The sequence below is a fragment of the Bradyrhizobium agreste genome (genome assembly GCF_016031625.1).
In the GTDB taxonomy this organism is placed as follows: domain Bacteria; phylum Pseudomonadota; class Alphaproteobacteria; order Rhizobiales; family Xanthobacteraceae; genus Bradyrhizobium; species Bradyrhizobium agreste.
This window is the reverse complement of the sequence record NZ_JACCHP010000019.1, coordinates 81,049-99,524: the sequence shown is the minus strand read 5'-3', so window position 1 is coordinate 99,524 and position 18,476 is coordinate 81,049. Positions and strand designations below refer to the sequence as shown.

Below are 18,476 nucleotides of genomic sequence, written 5' to 3'. Positions count from 1 at the left end.
GCTTGCTTGAGGCGAATCGCGACTTGCGGTAGTGTATTTTCGCGGTGTGCAACTTTGTTCCGACCGCGTCCGAATTCCGCTTCGCTGCCATGGAGGGACGGCAGGACATGTACGTCCTCACTCTGGTTACGCAAAAGGGCGGCAGCGGCAAGAGCACGCTGGCCGCCGGACTTTCCGTCGCTGCGCTGAGGCACGCAGAGCGCGTCGCACTCATCGAAGCGGACGCGCAAGGAACGATCTCGAAATGGAAGGAGCGGCGAGAAAGCCGCTATCCTGTCGTCAATTGCGTTGCCGATCCCGCCGAAGTCGAGCCGGTGCTCGCGCGCCTCGAGGCGGACGGGACATGGCTCGCGATCATCGACACCCCCGCTACGAACAACAGCCTGTCGATGGAGGCGATTGCCAGGGCCGATCTGTGTCTGATCCCGGCGCGCCCTAGTCCGGCTGACATCGAGGCTGCCATCCCGACGCTGATTGCCATTCGCAAACTCAATCGCCGATTTGCCTTCGTGCTCAATCAGACGCCGCCGCGCGGCGGCCGGCTCAGCGAGGCCGCGACCTCGCTGAATTCGCTCGGCCTGCTGGCGCTTCCCTTCATCGCGCAGCGCAATGATCACCAGGATGCGCTCGGGGCAGGATTGGGCGTGAGCGAGTTTGCTCCGACGGGAAAGGCTTCGGCCGAAATTTCCGCCCTGTGGAGTTGGGTCGCTCAGCATCTGGGCATGGAGCCGATGGATCATGAGCAAGACGCGGTCAAGATCGCCTGCTAACGATGCGCGCGCCAAGCGGCGTTCACTCGTGGAACTGACGGCGGCGGCGAGCCGGAGCGCCGAGAAAAGCCTGCTGGGAATGTCCACGAGCGTGGAGGTAAGTTCTGGGCAAGATCGACCGTCCGTCGAACAAGCAGCGGCGCCGGCCTCGATTAGTGCGTCGGCCGCATCTGATGCGATAAGAGCGCACGTAGAACGTGCCAACGATTCCGACAATGCCGTCGACACCATCGATATGTCGGTGGAGATCGCCAAGGACATGCAGACCCGTGTCTTGGAAGGCCTGAAGCTCAGCATGCACGCCGCATTGGATTACACGAAGAACCTTACCCGCACGCAGCGGCCGACCGACGAGGACGCGAATGCGGCTGAAACAGCTGCCGGCGGAGGCGAGAAGCTGGACCCGCGCGGATCTGCAGCCGAGTGCCGTGCGGTTGTCCTCGAACTGATGAAGGTCAACGCGGGCGCGACCCTTGCGTATGTACGGGAGGTGGGGCAGGCGAAAACGCTGTCCGAATTCGTCGAACTGTCGAGCTCGCATGCGCGAAAGCAGTGCGAGCTGGTCCTCAAGCAAACCGAAGTGCTGAAATTACTTGCTCAGAACGTGGCCAAGCCTCGACCCGAATAGTTCGCGCGACAGCAGTGCCGAACCTGCCTCTCGCTCCGGCCGTTCAAGGACGGCCCTCGAATGGCCATGGGACCTGAACGGTTAACGGCGAATTAACTGAGCGGACCTAGCCTGTCTCGGCCGGGGTTACTCGCAAGGCCGAGGTGAGCCCAATGGAAGCCCAGAGAATAGCGGTCGACGCCGTCGTCGCGCTGACCGATTGCGACCGCGACGCCGTCATCGCCTTCATCCGCCGGCTTTACCTCGCCGGCGTCACCGACCCCAAGCGCCTGACCTTCAAGGGCCTGCAGGCCCTGTCGCGAGCCTGATTCGGCTCGGTTCGGCCGGTTTTGGCCCCAGTTCCATCCCCTTTGCTCTCCCCGGCGTGATTGCAACCCACCGGTGAATATCTTGCCGCTCGGGCCGGGTCGGGCTACACGACACCTCGGCTGGGTCACTTGGGATTGGGGAAATGCTGAAACAGCTTTTTGCGCCGCAGCTCGTCATTTTGTATGTGCTTGCGGCCTCGACCATTTACGTTCACTTCCGCGGCAAGCAGCGGCTGCGCTTCGCGCGCCAGCTCGGCGATCACTCGACCTATCTCGCACCTTACAATGTGCTGATGTATGCGGGCTCGGCGGTGCCGAACAAGCCGGTGATCTCGGTCGATCAGTTTCCGGAGCTGAAGCCCCTCAGCGAGAACTGGGAGACCATCCGCGACGAGGCCGTTCGCCTGTTCGATGAAGGTTTTATCCGCGCGGCGGCGAAGAACAACGACTGGGGCTTTTACTCGTTCTTCAAGAGCGGCTGGAAGCGGTTTTACCTGAAATGGTACGACGACTTCCTGCCCTCGGCGAACACGCTGTGTCCGAAGACGGTGGAGCTGCTCAAGTCGATCCCGAGCGTGCATGGCGCGATGTTCGCGATGCTGCCGCCGGGCGGCAAGTTAGGGGCGCATCGTGATCCCTTCGCCGGCTCTCTGCGTTATCACCTCGGCCTGGTCACGCCGAACTCGAACAAGTGCCGGATCCTCGTCGACGGCGTCGAATGCGTCTGGCGCGATGGCGAAGCCTTCATGTTCGACGAGACCTTCATCCACAGCGCCGAAAATGCGACCGACGTCAACCGCATCATCCTGTTCTGCGACGTCGAGCGCCCGATGAAGTACGGCTTCATGACCGCGATCAACCGCTGGGTCAGCCATCACATCGTCAAGGCGTCGGCGACCCAGAACGTCGATGGTGAGCACGTCGGCGTGCTCAACAAGGTCTTTGGCAAGCTCTACGAAATCCACCTCGCCAGCCGCAAGGTGAAGGAGTGGAACCGCAACGTCTACTATACGCTGAAATATTCGCTGACGGCGCTGATCCTCGGCCTGATCGTTTGGTCGGCAGTGCGGTGATCGGCGCGTCGCGATGAGCTCCTTGCCGACCGCGAATGCTGAGACCGTACAGTTCTTCCGTGAGTGGCTGGACACCTTCGCCGGCTATGTCCGCGAGGTCGATTACGCCTCGGCGCGGCCGCTCTTCCATCCGGACGTGCTCGCCTTCGGTACCCATAACGACGTCATCCCCGGCCTCGATCAATGGGTCAAGACGCAATGGGACAACGTCTGGCCGAAGACGGCCGACTTCCGTTTCGTCCTCGAGCAGATGTCCGTTCTGGCATCACCGGACGGCATGATGGCAACCGTGATCGCGCCATGGACGAGCACGGGCTATCGTCCCGATGGCAGCACGTTCGCGCGCCCGGGCCGGGCGACGATGGTGTTTTCGAGGAACGGCGATGGCTGGCTGTGCGTGCATTCGCACATGTCGCTCAATCGTGGTGTGCCGCAGGCGAGCCACGCCAATCGGCCGGTGAAGGCCTGGTAGCTCGACGGCGTGCACGATCGACATGCAAAAGGCCCCATTCAGGGGCCTTTTGAGTCCGAGCTGCAGCAAGCCTTATTCCGGCTGGCCGATCGAGACCTTCAGCGTGCCGATGCCGTCGACGCCGCATTCGAGCCTGTCGCCGGGTTGGAGCTGAGACACGCCGGCGGGCGTGCCGGTCATGATGATGTCGCCGGCGGCGAGCTTCACTTGCTGGGAGAGCTGCCAGATGATCTCGGGCACGTTCCAGATTAATTCGGTGAGGTCGCCCTTCTGCGCTTCCTTGCCGTTGACCGTCAGCCAGATCTTGCCCTTGGAGGGATGGCCGATCTTCGAGGCCGGCTGCAGCGCGGAGCATGGCGCCGAATAGTCGAACGACTTGCCGATCTCCCACGGGCGCTCCTTCTTGCGCGAGGCGATCTGGAGATCGCGCCGGGTGAGGTCGATGCCGACGGCGTAGCCGTAGACGTGGTCCAGTGCCTTGTCGGCGGGAATGTTCAGTCCGCCGCTCTTCATCGCGACGACAAGCTCGACCTCGTGATGCAGATCCTTGGTCAGCGGCGGATAGGGAATGGTGGCGCCGTCGGGCACCAGCATGTCGGCATGCTTGGCGAAGAAGAAGGGCGGGGCACGCTCGTCATTGCCCATCTCGCGGATGTGCTCGAGATAGTTGCGGCCGACGCACCAGATGCGGCGCACCGGATAGCGGCCGCTCTCGCCGACGACGGGAAGCGAAGCCTGGGGCGGAAGCGGGATGACGTAGGAGGCGGCATTCATGGAGCGGTCTCGCTGGTCTTGGGGTGAAGAAAACTCTAGGCGGTTGCACTGATCGGCGCCAGCCCGACAGGGCTGCTGTCGTGTTGCTGCAGCCGGAAGAACGAAGCATAGCGGCCGCCGCGGCGGAGCAGCTCGTCATGGCGGCCCTGCTCGACGATCTCGCCGCCCTCGACCACCAGGATGCTGTCTGCGTGCATGATGGTGTGCAGGCGGTGCGCGATCACGATGGTGGTGCGGTTCTGGCAGAGATGCTCGATCGCCTCCTGCACCTGCCGCTCGGATTCGGAATCGAGCGCTGCGGTGGCTTCGTCCAGGAGGATGATCGGCGCGTTCTTGAGCAGCGCGCGCGCGACCGCAATGCGCTGGCGCTGTCCGCCCGAGAGCTGCGTGCCGTGCTCGCCGACCGGCGTGTCGTAACCGAGCGGGAAGCCCATGATGAAATCGTGTGCGCAGGCGGCCTTCGCCGCTTCGACGATCTCGTCCTCGCTGGCCCCCGGCTTGCCGAAGGCGATGTTGTTGCGGATCGTGTCGCGGAACAGATAGACGTCCTGGCCGACATAGGCTGTCTGGGTGCGCAGCGATTTGCGCGAGACCGACGAAATCGACTGGCCGTCGATCACGATGTCGCCTTGCGTCACCTCGTAGAAGCGCAAGAGCAGCGCCAGCACGGTGGACTTGCCGCCGCCGGAGGGGCCGACCAGCGCGGTCACCTTGCCGGGCTCCGCGACGAAGCTCATGCGGTTGAGTACGGTCTCGCCATTGCGATAGGAGAAGCTGACGTCGCGCAGCTCGATGCGGGCATCCGTCAGCTCCAGCGCCGGCTTGTCGTCGTCGGAGTGCTCGCTCGCGGGGCTGTCGACGACCTCGAGCAGCATGCGGGCGCCGACGAGCTGGCTGTTGAGATCGATGTTGAGCCTGGCCAGCCGTTTGGCCGGCTCGGTCGCCATCAGGAACGCGGTCATGAACGAAAAGAACGCGCCGGGTGTGGCGTTGAGCGCGACCACGGCATAGCCGCCGTACATCAGGCAGCCCGCGACCGCAAAGCCGCCGAGCATCTCCATCAGCGGGTTGGAGCGGTTGGCGACGCGCGCCATCTTGTTGGCGTTGCGCTCGACGATGGCGATGTTCTCGTCGATGCGCTTCTGCATGGTCTCTTCGAGCGTGAACGCCTTGACGGTGCGGATGCCTTGCAGCGATTCCTGCATCGTCTCCATGATGTCGGCGGTGCCGGTGAACTGGTTGAAGGCGAGACCCTTGATGCGCTTGACCAGCTTGCGCAGCACCAGCATCGCCGGCGGCACCGCGACGAGGCCGATGAACGACATCAGCGGGTCCTGCCATACCATCACGCCGATCATGGCGAGCAGCATCAATAGATCGCGCCCGATCGCGTTGACCAGCATGTTCAGCACGTCCGTGATCGACTTGGCGCCGGCGGTCAGCCGCGCGAGAAATTCAGAGGAGTGCCGCTCGGAGAAGAAGCCGACGCTTTCGCGCATCAATTTTGCGAACAGCTGGCGCTGGTTGGTGGCGAGGATGGCGTTGCTGATCTTGGTCAGGATCACCATGTGGCCGTAGGTCGCCACGCCCTTGACGAACAGCAGAGCGACCGTCAGCCCTGAGAACATCGCGATGCCCGGGATGTTCTTGTCGACGTAGGCCTGGTTGATGACCTGGCCGAGGACGTAGGTCGCAGCAGCGGTCGCACCGGCCGCGAGCGCCATCAGCGCGAAGGCCACGAGGTAGCGTCGCCAATAGACGATTCCCTGTTCCGTGATCAGGCGGCGAATCAGGACCGCTGCCGCGTAGGGATCGTCGGTGATTTTCTTTGGAAACTGAGCCATCCGGTGTCCATTGACGGCGCAGGACAAAGCCTGCCCGCGCGTCAGGGATCGATGGGCCTCTGTGCCCGCTCAAGCCGGGCTTTTCAAGCCCAATTAAGGGCTTGCGCTTGGGATGATTCTAGGCCGAGGCGGCGTGACGAAGCTCGCCGTGACGCTCGCGGAACAGCTTGTCCTCCCAGGCCAGCGCATGGGCTGCGATGGTCTCGAGGTCGTCATATTGCGGCCGCCAGTCGAGCAGGCTGCGGATGCGGCTGGTGTCGGCGACCATGGTCATGATGTCGCCGGGCCGGCGCGGGGCGTATTGCACGGCGAAGCTGCGGCCCGAAACCCTTCGCACCGCGTCGATGGTCTCCAGCACCGAATAGCCGCGGCCATAGCCGCAATTCAGCGTCGTCGAGGCGCCGCCGCTGCGCAAATAGGCCAGCGCCGAGCGATGGGCCTGCGACAGGTCGGTGACGTGGATGAAGTCGCGGATGCAGCTGCCGTCCGGGGTCGGATAGTCGGTGCCGAACACGTCGATCTTGGCGCGCTGGCCGGTGGCGGCCTCGACCGCGATCTTGAGCAGGTGCGTGGCGCCGACGGTGGCAAGGCCGATGCGCGCCTGCGGATCGGCGCCGGCGACGTTGAAATAGCGCAAGGTCACGTATTGCATGCCGTAGGCGGCAGCAACGTCGTGCAGCATGATCTCCGTCATCAGCTTCGAGGAGCCGTAAGGCGACAGCGGCCGCGTCGGCGCGTGCTCGGGCACCGGCACCTGGTCCGGATTGCCGTAGACCGCAGCGGTCGAGGAAAAGATGAAGCGGCCAATGCCGCGCTTGACCGCCACGTTGAGCAGGTTGCGCGCGGTCGTGAAGTTGTTGCGGTAGTAGCCGAGCGGATCGCGCATCGAATCCGGCACGACGACGGAGCCTGCGAAATGGATGATGCTCTCGATGTCGTGCTGGGAGATCACGCCTTCGAGCAGGTTCTCGTCGCCGGCATCGCCGATGAACAGCGGCACGCCTTCAGGCAGGTAAGCCGAGAAACCGGTGGAGAGATCGTCGATCACGACCACGTCCTCGCCGGCTTCCGCCAGCGCAAGGACCGTGTGACTTCCGATGTAGCCGGCGCCGCCGGTGACTAGCACAGTCATGATCTCACCCGTCTTCGATCAACGCGCAAGGCTAGCGCTTGCGTGGTGAAGAGGGGGTATCGGCAGCCCTGAACTGGTCACTATGCTTAATGTTGCGTATAGGGACCTTGTGAATTGGAGCGTGTCGTGGCGAATTCCCAAGGCGATCTCGAGGTGATCGTGCCAAATCTGCACAGGCGCTATTCCGGGGTCACCGCGACCAACCGGATGGTGGCGCCGCGGCTGGCAAGGCTGTACCGCGCCGCCTGGTTCGGCTCGGATGCGCCGGAGGGGATCGCGCGCCTCGGCATTGCCGATTTTCTCAAGCTCTGGCGCCGCAAGGCGCCGCTGATCTGGCACGCGCGCCGCAATAACGAGATGATCGCCGGCGTTGGCTTGCGCGCGCTCGGCTGGCCGCTCAAGCTCGTGTTCACCTCGGCGGCGCAGCGGCATCACAGCTGGATCACGCGCTGGCTGATCCGGCGCATGGACGCGATCATCGCGACGTCAGATCTCTCGGCCTCGTTCCTGAAGGTGAAGGCGACGGTGATCCCGCATGGCGTCGACACCGACGCGTACGCGCCGCCGGCCGATCGCGCCGCGGCTTTTGCCGAAACCGGCCTGCCGGGACGCTACGCCATCGGCTGCTTCGGCCGCGTGCGGGCGCAGAAGGGCACCGATCTGTTCGTCGATGCGATGTGCCGTCTGTTGCCGCGCTATCCGGATTTCACCGCTGTCATCGTCGGGCAGGTTACGGCCGAGCAGACGCCCTTTGCGAGCGACCTGAAGAAGCGCATCGAAGCTGCCGGCCTGCAATCGCGCATCGTCATCACGGGCGAGCTGCCGATCGAAGCGGTGCAGCGCTGGTATCAGCGCCTGACGATCTACGCCTTCACCTCGCGCAACGAAGGCTTTGGGCTGACGCTGATCGAGGCGATGGCGGCGGGTAGTGCGCTGGTTGCCGCACGCGCCGGCGCGGCCGAGCTCGTGGTCGAGGATGGCGTGAGCGGCGTGCTGATCCCGACGGGAGATGCCGACGCGCTGGCGGCAGCGCTCGAGCCGCTGATGCGCGATGTGGCCGCGGCGAACGCGATGGGTGAGCGCGGGCGGACGCGGGTGCTCGAACGATTCAGCCTCGATGCCGAAGCGGCGCGCATCGGCGAGGTCTATCGGTCGCTGCTGTGAGCACGGCTCCTGGGGCGCAAAACAAAAACTGCGAAAACAACCCCATGCACAGTAGCCGGGGTCAGCAAAATCAAGGACTTGGCCGGAGGGTGATCGACTACGGATTTTTCGAATCGATTTTGACTCGTCGGGCAAATCACTGGCAGAATGCCATCATTGGCGCGAGCCGCGATCGCCTCAGCTCTTTGCCCTCGCTCCTGCCTCCCCCAGCACCCGCTCCGCAATCCCCACCACCTCCGCCGCCGCAATATTCCGCATGCAGCGGTGATCGTTCACCTTGCAGACCGTACTCTGGCAGGGCTGACAGGACAGCGCTTCCTTGTCCTGCACCAATGTCGCGGCGAGGCCGTTCAGCGGGGCCCAGAGATAGGGGCTGGTGGGACCGAAAATGCCCATGGTCGGCGTGCCCAAGGCGGCTGCGATGTGCATCAGGCCGGAATCGTTGGAGATCGCAACGCCGGCGGCGGCCATGGCGAGGACGCCGTTGCGCAAGTCCGTGCCGGTGAGATCGCGGACGCCGGGGCCGCCGGCGGCGACGATCTCCTGGGCGAGGCCCTTTTCGGCGGGGCCGCCGACCACCCAGACCTCGAGGCCGCGCTCGACCAGCAGGCGGGCGGCTTCGGGATAAGAGGTCCAGCGCTTGGAGACGCCGACCGAGCCCGGGGCGAGCGCCACCGCGGGGCCGGCGCCGAGACCATTGGCCTCGCGCCAGCGGGCGATCTCCTCGGCCGGGACGCGCAGTTGCGGCACCGGCCATTCCGCCGGCAGGGGCGCGCCGTCGGGCTGGGCGAGGGCGGCGTTCTTGTCGATGAAGCGGGACAGCTTCTTCTCACCCCAGCGCCAGCGGTTGAGCAGGCCGAACCGGAACTCGCCGACGAAGCCGATCCGTTCAGGAATACCGGCGAGCGCCGGCGCGATGGCCGCCTTCCAGGTCCGCGGCAGCACCAGGGCAGTGCCGTAGTTCCGTTTCCGCAGCAGCTCGGCCAGGCCGAACTGGCGTGCGATCGCCAGCCGGCTGCGCGGCATGTCCCAGACGATGCCGGCGCGGACCCCGGGCATGTAATCGACCAGCGGGGCGCACAGGGACGTGGTGAGGAGATCGACCGGCCGGTTCGGCCAGCGCTCCTTCAGGACCCGCACGACAGTGTGATTCCGCACGAAATCGCCGATCCACATGTAGGGAACGATCAGGATCGGGCGTGTGTCGTTCCGGTCTGCATCACTGCCAAGTTGCGAATCAATATTCATTCGTTATGAGGGCCGAGCGCGTGCCGATGTGGCGGTTCGGTTAGCTGTTCCGGGCCGGGACGTAAAGCCGGCAGAACAGCAATCCCAAAACCGCTTACACTTTGGCGGATCATGCGCTAGGGCAGGATCGGGCACCGAAAATCGGGCAGGTAGGTGAAATGTTGCTGGTGACCGGCGGGGCCGGTTTTATCGGATCGAATGTCGTGGCCGTGCTGAACGAAGCCGGTCGCAGCGACGTCGTGATCTGCGATCTCCTCGGAACCGAAGGCAAGTGGCGCAACCTCGCCAAGCGGCAGCTTGTGGATATCGTTCCCCCGGCCGAGCTGATGGACTGGCTGAAGGGCCGCAAGCTGGAGGCCATGATCCATCTCGGGGCGATTTCCGCGACCACAGCGACAGACGGCGATCTCGTCATCGAGACCAATTTCCGCCTGTCGATGCGCCTTTTGGACTGGTGCACGATGAACGCGGTGCCTTTCATCTATGCGTCTTCTGCCGCGACCTATGGCGACGGCACGGAAGGCTTCGACGACGATTCCTCACTGCCGGCGCTGAAGAAATTGCGGCCGATGAACCTCTACGGCTGGAGCAAGCACCTGTTCGATCTCGCGGTCGCCGGGCGCGCAGCGAACGGCGATCGCCTGCCGCCGCAATGGGCCGGCCTGAAATTCTTCAACGTGTTCGGCCCGAACGAATATCACAAAGGCTCGATGATGAGCGTGCTGGCGCGGCGCTTCGACGATTTGAGGGCAGGCCGCGCCGTGCAGCTGTTCAAGTCGCATCGCGAGGGCATCGAGGACGGCGATCAGCGCCGCGATTTCATCTATGTCGACGACGCCGTGCGCGTCGTCCTGTGGCTGCTCGCGACGCCGTCGGTGTCCGGCCTGTTCAACGTCGGCACCGGCAAGGCGCGCAGCTTCAAGGATCTCATGCTGGCTGCCTACGCGGCGCTCGGCACCGGGCCCAACATCGAATACGTCGACATGCCCGAGCAGATCCGGGGCGCTTACCAGTATTTCACCCAGAGCGAGGTCGATCGTCTGCTCGGCGCCGGCTATAACGGCGGCTTCACGACGCTCGAGGACGCGGTGAAGACCTATGTCGGGGATTATCTCGACAGGCCTGACCGCTTTCGCTGAGGCCTTTTCGACCATGCCGACGCCCATTCTCGATTTCGATTCCCTTGCGCAAGCCATCTCAGGCCGTACGGTGCTGTGCATCGGCGATATCATGCTGGACGAGTTCGTCTACGGCGAGGTGTCGCGGATCTCGCCGGAAGCGCCGGCGCCCGTCATTGCCGCCCAGCGCAGCGAGACCCACGTCGGCGGCGCCGGCAACGTCGCGCGCAACGTCGCTTCGCTCGGCGCGCGCTGCATCTTCGTCGGCCTCATCGGCGAGGACGACGCCGGTACGCGGCTCGAGGCCGCGCTCAATGATCAAGCCGGCATCGAAAGCGTGCTGGTCCGCGACGCCTCGCGGCCGACCACGCGAAAAGTCCGTTTCGTCTCCGAACATTTTTCCACGCACATGCTGCGCGCGGATTGGGAGCAGGCGCTGGCTGCGTCCGACGACGTCGAGACGAAGTTGATCGACGCGATCCTGCCGCAGATCGCGCGCGCCGACATCGTGCTGTTGTCCGATTATGCCAAGGGCGTGCTGACGGCGCGCGTGATCCGCCACACCATCGATGCCGCGCGCAAGCTCGGCAAGCCCGTCATCGTCGATCCCAAGAGCCTGAACTGGGCGATCTATCGCGGCGCCACGCTGCTCACGCCCAACCGCAAGGAATTCTCGGAAGCGACCCGCAGCCGCGCCGAAACGGTGCAGAGCATCGTCGAGGCCAGCGAGGACGTGATGCGGCTCGCCGATTGCGAGGCGATCCTGGTCACCCAGGGTGAGCACGGCATGACGCTGGTGCCGCGGAATGGCGGGGCCGTTCACGTGCCGGCCGTCCCGGTGAAGGTGCGGGACGTCTCCGGCGCCGGCGACACCGTCGCCGCTGCGCTTGCGGTGTCGCTCGCGGCCGGCGCGGACTGGGACACGGCGCTGCGCATGGCCAATGCCGCCGCCGCCGTCACCGTCGGCAAGCAGGGCACCGCCAGCGTGAGCGCGGCCGAGCTGCGACGCAAGATCCTGCCGCATGCCACGCTCGCCGCCGAGGAGAAGATCGTGCTCGATCCGGCCGCACTCGACGCGCAGCTCGCCGAATGGAAAAGGCAGGGCCTGCGCGTCGGCTTCACCAACGGCTGTTTCGACATCCTCCATCCCGGCCACGTCAAGGTGCTGACCGCGGCGCGCGCCGCCTGCGACCGCCTGATCGTAGGGCTCAACAGCGACGCCTCGGTGCGGCGGCTGAAGGGTGCCGATCGTCCGGTCCAGGACGAGCGCGCGCGTGCCGAGGTGCTCGCCGCACTGGAGGCCGTCGATCTCGTCGTCATCTTCGCGGAGGACACGCCGATCGACCTGATCACCAGGATCAAGCCCGGCGTGCTGGTGAAGGGCGGCGACTACACCCGCGAGCAGGTGGTCGGCCACGAGGTGGTCGAAGCCGCCGGCGGGGCGGTCGTGCTGGTCGACATTCTCCAGGGCTTCAGCACGACGGCGCTGGTGCATCGCGCCAGGGGAGGGAGCAAGTGACGGCGCTCGCACGCGAAACGACCAACGAAATGTTGCATCGCCGCCTGCGCAGCCCCGCGGCCTGGCGCGAGACCGTCGATCTGTTTGCGATCCTGACCGCGGCCTCGCTGCCCTGGTCGACCTCGCTCGCCGGCATCTTCAACGCGCTGATGCTGCTCTGCATGGTGCCGTTCCTCGACGTCCGCGCGTTCCTGCAATCGCTGAAGCGCCCGATCTGCATCGCGCCGATCGCGCTCGTCGTTCTTGCGCTGCTGGGGACGCTATGGTCGGACGCGCCCTGGGGTGCGCGCCTCTACGCAGTCAATCCGACCGTCAAGCTGCTCGTGCTGCCGGTCCTGCTCTATCATTTCGAGCGCTCGCCGCGGAGCAAGTGGGTCTTCGTCGCCTTCCTGGTGTCCTGCGCGCTGTTGTCGGTGATGTCCTGGCTGGTCGCCTTCTATCCGAACCTCACGCTCAAGACCGATGCCGCAGAGCGGGGCATTTTCGTCAAGAACTACATCGACCAGAGCCAGGAATTCACGCTTTGCGCGGTCGCGCTCGCCTATCCGATCGTGATGCTGTTGCGTGAGAAGCGCTATTGGCTCGCCGGCCTGCTGACGGCACTGGCGCTCAGCTTTTTCGTCAACATGGTCTTCGTGGTGGTGTCACGCACCGCGCTCGTCACCATTCCGATCATGTTCGGCGTGTTTGCACTGCTTCACCTCAAATGGCGCAGTATCGCGCTCATCTCTGTCGCTTTGCTCGTCGGCGCCGTTCTCGCCTGGCACGCCTCGCCGTATTTGCGCCATACCGCCGAGAGGTTTTCCGACGAGTATACGCGTTACATGGAAAGGGGCGAGCCGAGCTCGGCGGGCCTGCGCATCGAATTCTGGCGAAAGTCGCTCGGCTTCTTCGCGGAGGCGCCGATCGCGGGGCACGGCACCGGGTCCACGCGCGGATTGTTCGAGCGCGTCGCGACGCCCGCAGGCCAGTACAAGGCGTCCGCCGAAGTGATCGGCAACCCACACAACCAGACATTGAACGTCGCCGTGCAATGGGGGCTGATCGGCGTCGCAGTCCTCTATGCGATCTGGATCCTGCATCTGCTGCTGTTCCGGGGCGACGGGCTTACCAACTGGATCGGGCTCCTGGTGGTGGTGCAGAACGTCTTCACCTCGCTGTTTAACTCGCATTTGTTCGACTTCCACGAGGGTTGGATGTACGTCATTGGCGTCGGCGTCGCCGGCGGAATGGTGGTCCGGGAACAACAGCTCGGGACGAAGATGGGGAAGCCGGTTCCCGAGGGGCCACGCGGCTGGCAAGTCTTGTCCAGATAGGCTATCAGCGCGGTCAGGTTGTATTCAATCGGGGTTTCATCGGTCGGCGGATGACGCGTCTTTCGCATCTCACCAAGCGCAATTTCCTCATCGCGCTCCACGACCTGCTCGCGACCACGGCGGCGCTTTTTGCCGCCTTCTATCTGCGATTCGAGGGCGGCGACGGCTTCTTCGAGCGCCTGCCGCTGCTGTTCCAGATTCTGCCCTACTTCCTCGCCTTCAGCGTGATCGTCTTCTTCGTCCTCAACCTGACCACGACGAAATGGCGCTTCATCTCGCTGCCGGATGCGCTGAACATCATCCGCGCGGCGACCGTGCTGACGGTCGCCCTGCTCGTGCTCGACTACATCTTCGTTGCCCCCAACGTCCGCGGCGCCTTTTTCCTCGGCAAGGTGACGATCGTCCTCTACTGGTTCCTCGAGATCGCCTTCCTCAGCGCGCTGCGGATGGCCTACCGCTACTTCCGCTATACGCGGGTGCGCCGTGATGCGAGGATCGGTGATGCTGCGCCGACACTGCTGATCGGCCGCGCCGCGGATGCCGAGGTGCTGCTGCGCGGAATCGAGAGCGGGGCGATCAAGCGGATCTGGCCGGTCGGCGTGCTGTCGCCGTCGAGCGCCGACCGCGGCCAGTTCATCCGCACCGTGCCGGTGCTGGGGGGCATCGACGACGTCGAGGACGTCATCGCCGACTTCGCCAAGCGCAACAAGCCGATCGCGCGCCTCATCATGACGCCGTCGGCGTTCGAGCCGGAGGCCCATCCGGAATCGGTCCTGATGCGTGCGCGCAAGCTCGGCGTCATCGTCAACCGGATGCCCTCGCTGGAGAGCGGCGACACGCCGCGGCTCACGGCGGTTGCGGTCGAGGACCTCCTGCTGCGGCCGAGCGAGAAGATCGACTATGCGCGCCTCGAGGCCCTGATCAGGGGCAAGGCGGTGCTCGTCACTGGTGGCGGTGGCTCGATCGGTTCGGAGATCTGCGAGCGCGTCGTGGCCTTCGGCGCCGCGCGGCTCCTGATCGTGGAGAACTCGGAGCCGGCGCTCTATGCGATCTCCGAAGCGCTCGCCGCCCGCCAGGCGGCAGCCGCGATCGAGGCGCGGATCGCCGACATTCGCGACCGTGAGCGCATCATGCGCGTGATGGCGGAGTTCAAGCCGGACATTGTATTCCACGCCGCGGCGCTCAAGCACGTTCCGATTCTCGAACGCGACTGGAGCGAAGGCGTCAAGACCAACATCTTCGGCTCGATCAACGTTGCCGATGCCGCGGTGGCGGCCGGCGCCGAGGCGATGGTGATGATCTCGACCGACAAGGCGATCGAGCCGGTGTCGATGCTCGGCCTGACCAAGCGCTTCGCGGAGATGTACTGCCAGGCGCTGGATCACGACCTCGCCGCCGGCGCGCGCGGGGCCAAGCCGCCGATGCGGCTGATCTCGGTGCGGTTCGGCAACGTGCTGGCCTCGAACGGATCGGTGGTGCCGAAGTTCAAGGCCCAGATCGAGGCCGGCGGCCCGGTGACCGTGACGCATCCCGACATGGTTCGCTACTTCATGACCATCCGCGAGGCCTGCGATCTCGTGATCACCGCGGCCACGCATGCGCTCGGAACCCAGCGTCCCGACGTCTCCGTCTACGTGCTCAACATGGGCCAGCCGGTGAAGATCGTCGATCTCGCCGAGCGCATGATCCGCCTGTCCGGCCTGCAGCCCGGCTACGACATCGACATCGTGTTCACCGGCATGCGCCCGGGCGAACGCCTGCACGAGATCCTGTTCGCCTCGGAGGAGCCGACCCGCGAAATCGGCGTCGCCGGAATCATGGCGGCGCAGCCGAACGAACCGCCGATGCAGACGCTGCGCAAATGGATCGTGGCGCTGGAGCAGGCGATCATACGCGACGATCGCGCCACCATCAGGACCATCCTGAAGGACGCCGTCCCCGAATTCGGGTCGACCGCGGCCTGATCATTGTTGTGCAATTTCGCGCTCGAGGATCAACGATGAGCGAACGTAAGCCAGTCGTGCTGGTGACGGGAGCGAGCGGCTTCATCGGCCGTCATCTCGGGCAGGCGCTGGCGTGCGAGGGATGGTCGGTCCGCCCCGTGGTCCGCAAGCGGCAGGGCATCGACGGCGAGGTCGTGATCGAATCGATCGGCCCCGACACCGACTGGCGGGCCGCGCTCGAGGGGGTGGAGGCGGTCGTCCATCTTGCCGCGCGCGTGCATCACAGGCGCGAGGAGCATGCAGCCCAGCTCTACCAGGATGTCAACACCGCCGGCACCGTGCGCCTGGCGCGCAGCGCGGCGATGGCGGGCGTGCGCCACTTCATCTTCATCAGCACCGTGCTGGTGCATGGCCGCAGCAACGAGGGCAGGGCCCCGTTCAGCGAGAACGACGTCCCGACGCCGCGCGGCCTCTACGGGACGTCCAAGGCCGCGGCCGAGGCGGGCCTGAGGACGCTCGCGCGCGAGAGCGACATGAAGATCTCCGTGATCAGGCCGCCCATGGTCTATGGCGCGAGTGCCAAGGGAAGCTTCGCTCTGTTGATGCGCGCGATGAACCTTGGGGTGCCGCTGCCGTTCGCCGCGATCCGCAATCGCCGGGCCTTCCTTGCCGTGCAGAACCTGTCGTCCTTCATCCTGCATCGGCTCACTCATCCAGATGCGGCCGGCCATTTCGAGATATTCCTGCTCGCCGACAGCGAGCAGTTCTCAACGCCCGAATTCATCGCGCGTCTGGCGAAGGCGTCCGGCAAGAGCCCGCGACTGTTCGGCATGCCGCCGGGCCTGCTCAGCGCGCTTTTCCGCGTGATCGGCCGGCAGGACATGCATGACAGCCTGATCGGCTCGCTCGAACTCGACGTCTCCAAGGCGCTCGCGACCGGCTGGCGGCCGGAGGTTTCCCTCGACGAGGGGCTGCGGCTCGCCGTTTCGGCTCAAGTCACCTGAGCGCCGGCGAAACGCCGCAGGACGAATGCGACGGCAGCCGCCCCTGCGATGAGGCAGACGATCGTGATCGCCATCGAGCCGGAGCGAACGGTGGCGATGGCGAGCACTGCCAGTAAGAGATTGAGCGCGAATGCCTCGCCGACCACGCGCTTCACCGTGAACCCGTTGTCGGTCGCACGCTGATAAAAGTGGGTGCGGTGCGCCGACCAGAACGGTTCGCGCCGGATGATGCGCCGAAACAGCGTGATGGTGGAATCGGCAAGATAATAGGCGGGCAACAGCAGCGCCGCGGCCGGCTGCCCCCGAAACGCAAGCTCCAGAAGGCACCAGCCGAGCAGGAGGCCGATCGGCAGGCTGCCGACATCGCCCAGGAAGACTTTTGCGACCGGACGGTTGAACGGCGCAAAGCCGAGCACGGCGCCGCACAGCGCGGTGGCGATCAGCACGGCTGGCCATGAGAGATCCCCGAGCATTCCCAGCAGCAGCAGCGCAGCGGTGACCGGAACGACTTCCGCCACCGTCATCAGGTCGAGCCCGTCCATGAAGTTGACGAGGTTCACGAACCAGACGCCGGCAAGGACGATGAGGCCGCGCTCCAGCGCAAGCGGCAGCGCCGGCACGATGCGCGCGGTCTCGGGAGCGGTGAACACCACGGCGCCGACGCAGGCGGCCTGCAGCACCAATCGCACCAACACGGGCAACGACACGATGTCGTCGGCGAAGCCGACCAGCGCGATCACGAGGGTCGCAGCGACCAGGGCCGGCGGGATCGCGACATTGGCGGAGGCCCCCCACAGCGAGGCAACGATCAGCGTCGCGGCGATCACCGCGATGCCGGCGCCCTGCGGGGTCGGGACGCGATGGGAGGACCGCGCATTCGGCCGCGCCAGCGCGTAGCGCTGCAGCAGCGGGCGGCTGGTCCAGGTGACGAGCGCCGAGATCAGCGCGGCGGCCGCAACGCCAAGCAGCAGGGCCGCGCCCGCGAGCGCATCGGCAGCCGAGCTCACTCCGGCACTCCGATCGGGGCCGACCCTTGCGCGGCTTTCTCGGCGCTGAGGATCCAGACCAGGCCGCCGACTGCGCCGACGATGAAGTACACGGCGCCGAACAGCAGCGAGATGTTGACGCCCTCGTTGGCGGCAAGTCCCGCGAAGCCGAACGCAAGGCTCATCGTGGCCTCACGCACGCCCCAGCCCGCGATCGAGATCGGCATCATCGTGATCAGCATCACCGGCGGCACGAGCAGAAAGACGTCGCTGAAGCGAACCGGGGCCGCAATCGACTGCACGACGCACCAGGCGATGAAGACGGCGAGCACGTGAACGAGGATCGATAGGATTGCGATGACGGGGCCGCGGGTGCGGCTGAAGATCACGCGATTGGCGATGACGGCGCAGGCGTGGATGTGATGCGTTGCCCACCAGGTCTTCAGCCAGCGCCATTTCAGGGCGCCGAAGATCAGGAAGCCGATGCCGCCGGCGAGCGCCAGGAGGTCGACGAGCAGCAGCGCCGAGCGCCCGTGCGGATCGGTGATGAGGGTGTAGCTCCAGGGCAGGCTGGCGACGATCAGAATCGCGAGCGCGATGAGGCCGATGGCACGGTCGACGAAGATCGAGTAGGTCGCCGTGCGCCAGCCGGCGCCGGCGCGGGCGACCAGCCACAGCCGCACCGCATCGCCGCCGATCGCCGACGGCAGTGTCTGGTTGAAGAACGAGCCGATCACGTTGTATCGCATGGCGCGGCCGAGCTCGAGCGGCGCGCCGCAGGCGGCGCTGATCTCGCGCCAGCGCAGCACGCCGACGAAGATCTGCAGGAACGCGACTGCGATCGCCACACCGATCCAGACCAGGCTGCTCACGGTGAACCGGGAAAACAGCTCGGACAGGTCGACCTTGCGCAGCGCCAGATAGAGCAGCGCCGCGGAAATCAGGATTTTGGCCGTCGACAACAGGATTCGGCGCATCTCGTCCGCATGAACAGGGTTTGCGAGGATTTGAGGCAACCCGACGCGAGGCGCCGAATTCGGCCGCTTTGGTATGGTTTTGGCGCCGATCTTGCAATAGCCGTCATTAGAGCCGTCATTAGAGCCGTCGTTAAGGACGCCACGACGAGACCTCGCGCAGGAGCGGTGGGCCTATTGCGGCCCCGTCGAGGTGGCGGCTA

General features: G+C 65.3%; 17 protein-coding genes. 11 read left to right on the top strand and 6 right to left on the bottom strand.

Annotated elements, in window-relative coordinates; translation table 11 throughout:
• The first annotated feature begins 107 nt into the window (after positions 1 to 107).
• The 5 genes from HZZ13_RS25715 (at position 108) to HZZ13_RS25695 (ending at position 3,251) form a co-directional block, all read left to right on the top strand.
• Positions 108 to 770, top strand: coding sequence for a nucleotide-binding protein (locus tag HZZ13_RS25715; protein ID WP_197962296.1), 663 nt, complete (start codon positions 108 to 110; stop codon positions 768 to 770).
• Positions 739 to 1,398 (top strand): phasin family protein, encoded by a 660-nt coding sequence (locus tag HZZ13_RS25710; protein WP_197962295.1) that lies wholly within the window; start codon positions 739 to 741, stop codon positions 1,396 to 1,398. Before HZZ13_RS25715 ends, HZZ13_RS25710 begins: the two co-directional genes overlap by 32 nt.
• 152 nt (positions 1,399 to 1,550) lie before the next feature.
• Positions 1,551 to 1,706 (top strand): hypothetical protein, encoded by a 156-nt coding sequence (locus tag HZZ13_RS25705; protein WP_007612486.1) that lies wholly within the window; start codon positions 1,551 to 1,553, stop codon positions 1,704 to 1,706.
• A gap of 143 nt (positions 1,707 to 1,849) precedes the next feature.
• A complete protein-coding gene (locus HZZ13_RS25700; protein WP_197962294.1) occupies positions 1,850 to 2,779 on the top strand; it encodes an aspartyl/asparaginyl beta-hydroxylase domain-containing protein in 930 nt (309 codons plus the stop codon).
• A 13-nt stretch (positions 2,780 to 2,792) separates the two neighbouring features.
• On the top strand, positions 2,793 to 3,251 hold the full coding sequence (locus HZZ13_RS25695; protein ID WP_197962293.1) for a YybH family protein: 459 nt from the start codon (positions 2,793 to 2,795) through the stop codon (positions 3,249 to 3,251).
• A gap of 72 nt (positions 3,252 to 3,323) precedes the next feature.
• On the opposite strand, the gene HZZ13_RS25690 is transcribed toward HZZ13_RS25695, so the two are convergent.
• The 3 genes from HZZ13_RS25690 to galE form a co-directional block, all read right to left on the bottom strand.
• Positions 3,324 to 4,025, bottom strand: coding sequence for a fumarylacetoacetate hydrolase family protein (locus HZZ13_RS25690; RefSeq protein ID WP_197962292.1), 702 nt, complete (start codon positions 4,023 to 4,025; stop codon positions 3,324 to 3,326).
• Between the two features lie 35 nt (positions 4,026 to 4,060).
• Complete coding sequence (locus HZZ13_RS25685; protein WP_197962291.1) at positions 4,061 to 5,869, bottom strand: ABC transporter ATP-binding protein; 1,809 nt, start codon at positions 5,867 to 5,869, stop codon at positions 4,061 to 4,063.
• 118 nt (positions 5,870 to 5,987) lie between these two features.
• Positions 5,988 to 7,001, bottom strand: coding sequence for a UDP-glucose 4-epimerase GalE (galE, locus tag HZZ13_RS25680; protein ID WP_197962290.1), 1,014 nt, complete (start codon positions 6,999 to 7,001; stop codon positions 5,988 to 5,990).
• Positions 7,002 to 7,127: 126 nt separating this feature from the next.
• Here galE and HZZ13_RS25675 point away from each other — a divergent pair, with 126 nt between their 5' ends.
• The gene (locus tag HZZ13_RS25675; protein WP_197962289.1) at positions 7,128 to 8,165 is read left to right on the top strand and encodes a glycosyltransferase family 4 protein; all 1,038 of its coding nucleotides are present in this window, start codon (positions 7,128 to 7,130) and stop codon (positions 8,163 to 8,165) included.
• Between the two features lie 177 nt (positions 8,166 to 8,342).
• Here HZZ13_RS25675 and waaF read toward each other — a convergent pair whose 3' ends face one another.
• Positions 8,343 to 9,413: a lipopolysaccharide heptosyltransferase II gene (gene waaF / locus HZZ13_RS25670; RefSeq protein WP_197962288.1), complete on the bottom strand. Its 1,071-nt coding sequence runs from the start codon at positions 9,411 to 9,413 to the stop codon at positions 8,343 to 8,345.
• A gap of 158 nt (positions 9,414 to 9,571) precedes the next feature.
• Between waaF and rfaD the strand changes: the two genes are divergently transcribed.
• From rfaD to HZZ13_RS25645, 5 genes are read left to right on the top strand one after another with little or no spacing between them, the layout of a single operon-like run.
• On the top strand, positions 9,572 to 10,552 hold the full coding sequence (rfaD, locus tag HZZ13_RS25665; RefSeq protein WP_197962287.1) for an ADP-glyceromanno-heptose 6-epimerase: 981 nt from the start codon (positions 9,572 to 9,574) through the stop codon (positions 10,550 to 10,552).
• Positions 10,553 to 10,565: 13 nt separating this feature from the next.
• Positions 10,566 to 12,050: a D-glycero-beta-D-manno-heptose-7-phosphate kinase gene (gene rfaE1 / locus HZZ13_RS25660; protein ID WP_197962286.1), complete on the top strand. Its 1,485-nt coding sequence runs from the start codon at positions 10,566 to 10,568 to the stop codon at positions 12,048 to 12,050.
• A complete protein-coding gene (locus HZZ13_RS25655) occupies positions 12,047 to 13,366 on the top strand; it encodes an O-antigen ligase family protein (RefSeq protein WP_197962285.1) in 1,320 nt (439 codons plus the stop codon). Before rfaE1 ends, HZZ13_RS25655 begins: the two co-directional genes overlap by 4 nt.
• 50 nt (positions 13,367 to 13,416) lie before the next feature.
• Positions 13,417 to 15,330, top strand: a complete 1,914-nt coding sequence (locus HZZ13_RS25650; RefSeq protein ID WP_197962284.1) for an SDR family NAD(P)-dependent oxidoreductase — start codon at positions 13,417 to 13,419, stop codon at positions 15,328 to 15,330.
• Positions 15,331 to 15,365: 35 nt separating this feature from the next.
• Entirely contained in the window at positions 15,366 to 16,313 is a 948-nt protein-coding gene (locus HZZ13_RS25645) for an NAD-dependent epimerase/dehydratase family protein (protein WP_197962283.1), read from the top strand.
• On the opposite strand, the gene HZZ13_RS25640 is transcribed toward HZZ13_RS25645, so the two are convergent.
• Positions 16,301 to 17,320 (bottom strand): MraY family glycosyltransferase, encoded by a 1,020-nt coding sequence (locus HZZ13_RS25640; protein ID WP_197962282.1) that lies wholly within the window; start codon positions 17,318 to 17,320, stop codon positions 16,301 to 16,303. The genes HZZ13_RS25645 and HZZ13_RS25640 overlap by 13 nt on opposite strands.
• The gene (locus HZZ13_RS25635) at positions 17,317 to 18,276 is read right to left on the bottom strand and encodes a lysylphosphatidylglycerol synthase transmembrane domain-containing protein (RefSeq protein WP_197962281.1); all 960 of its coding nucleotides are present in this window, start codon (positions 18,274 to 18,276) and stop codon (positions 17,317 to 17,319) included. The genes HZZ13_RS25640 and HZZ13_RS25635 overlap by 4 nt, the downstream gene beginning before the upstream one ends.
• Positions 18,277 to 18,476: the final 200 nt, after the last annotated feature.

Excerpts from the sequence above, each read along its gene's own strand:
- HZZ13_RS25635 (WP_197962281.1), bottom strand. The coding sequence starts at position 18,276 with ATGCGCCGAATCCTGTTGTCGACGGCCAAAATCCTGATTTCCGCGGCG.
- galE (WP_197962290.1), bottom strand. The coding sequence starts at position 7,001 with ATGACTGTGCTAGTCACCGGCGGCGCCGGCTACATCGGAAGTCACACG.
- HZZ13_RS25700 (WP_197962294.1), top strand. The coding sequence starts at position 1,850 with ATGCTGAAACAGCTTTTTGCGCCGCAGCTCGTCATTTTGTATGTGCTT.
- HZZ13_RS25645 (WP_197962283.1), top strand. The coding sequence starts at position 15,366 with ATGAGCGAACGTAAGCCAGTCGTGCTGGTGACGGGAGCGAGCGGCTTC.
- rfaD (WP_197962287.1), top strand. The coding sequence starts at position 9,572 with ATGTTGCTGGTGACCGGCGGGGCCGGTTTTATCGGATCGAATGTCGTG.
- HZZ13_RS25715 (WP_197962296.1), top strand. The coding sequence starts at position 108 with ATGTACGTCCTCACTCTGGTTACGCAAAAGGGCGGCAGCGGCAAGAGC.
- rfaE1 (WP_197962286.1), top strand. The coding sequence starts at position 10,566 with ATGCCGACGCCCATTCTCGATTTCGATTCCCTTGCGCAAGCCATCTCA.
- HZZ13_RS25710 (WP_197962295.1), top strand. The coding sequence starts at position 739 with ATGAGCAAGACGCGGTCAAGATCGCCTGCTAACGATGCGCGCGCCAAG.
- HZZ13_RS25685 (WP_197962291.1), bottom strand. The coding sequence starts at position 5,869 with ATGGCTCAGTTTCCAAAGAAAATCACCGACGATCCCTACGCGGCAGCG.
- HZZ13_RS25705 (WP_007612486.1), top strand. The coding sequence starts at position 1,551 with ATGGAAGCCCAGAGAATAGCGGTCGACGCCGTCGTCGCGCTGACCGAT.
- HZZ13_RS25690 (WP_197962292.1), bottom strand. The coding sequence starts at position 4,025 with ATGAATGCCGCCTCCTACGTCATCCCGCTTCCGCCCCAGGCTTCGCTT.
- HZZ13_RS25650 (WP_197962284.1), top strand. The coding sequence starts at position 13,417 with ATGACGCGTCTTTCGCATCTCACCAAGCGCAATTTCCTCATCGCGCTC.
- waaF (WP_197962288.1), bottom strand. The coding sequence starts at position 9,413 with ATGAATATTGATTCGCAACTTGGCAGTGATGCAGACCGGAACGACACA.
- HZZ13_RS25695 (WP_197962293.1), top strand. The coding sequence starts at position 2,793 with ATGAGCTCCTTGCCGACCGCGAATGCTGAGACCGTACAGTTCTTCCGT.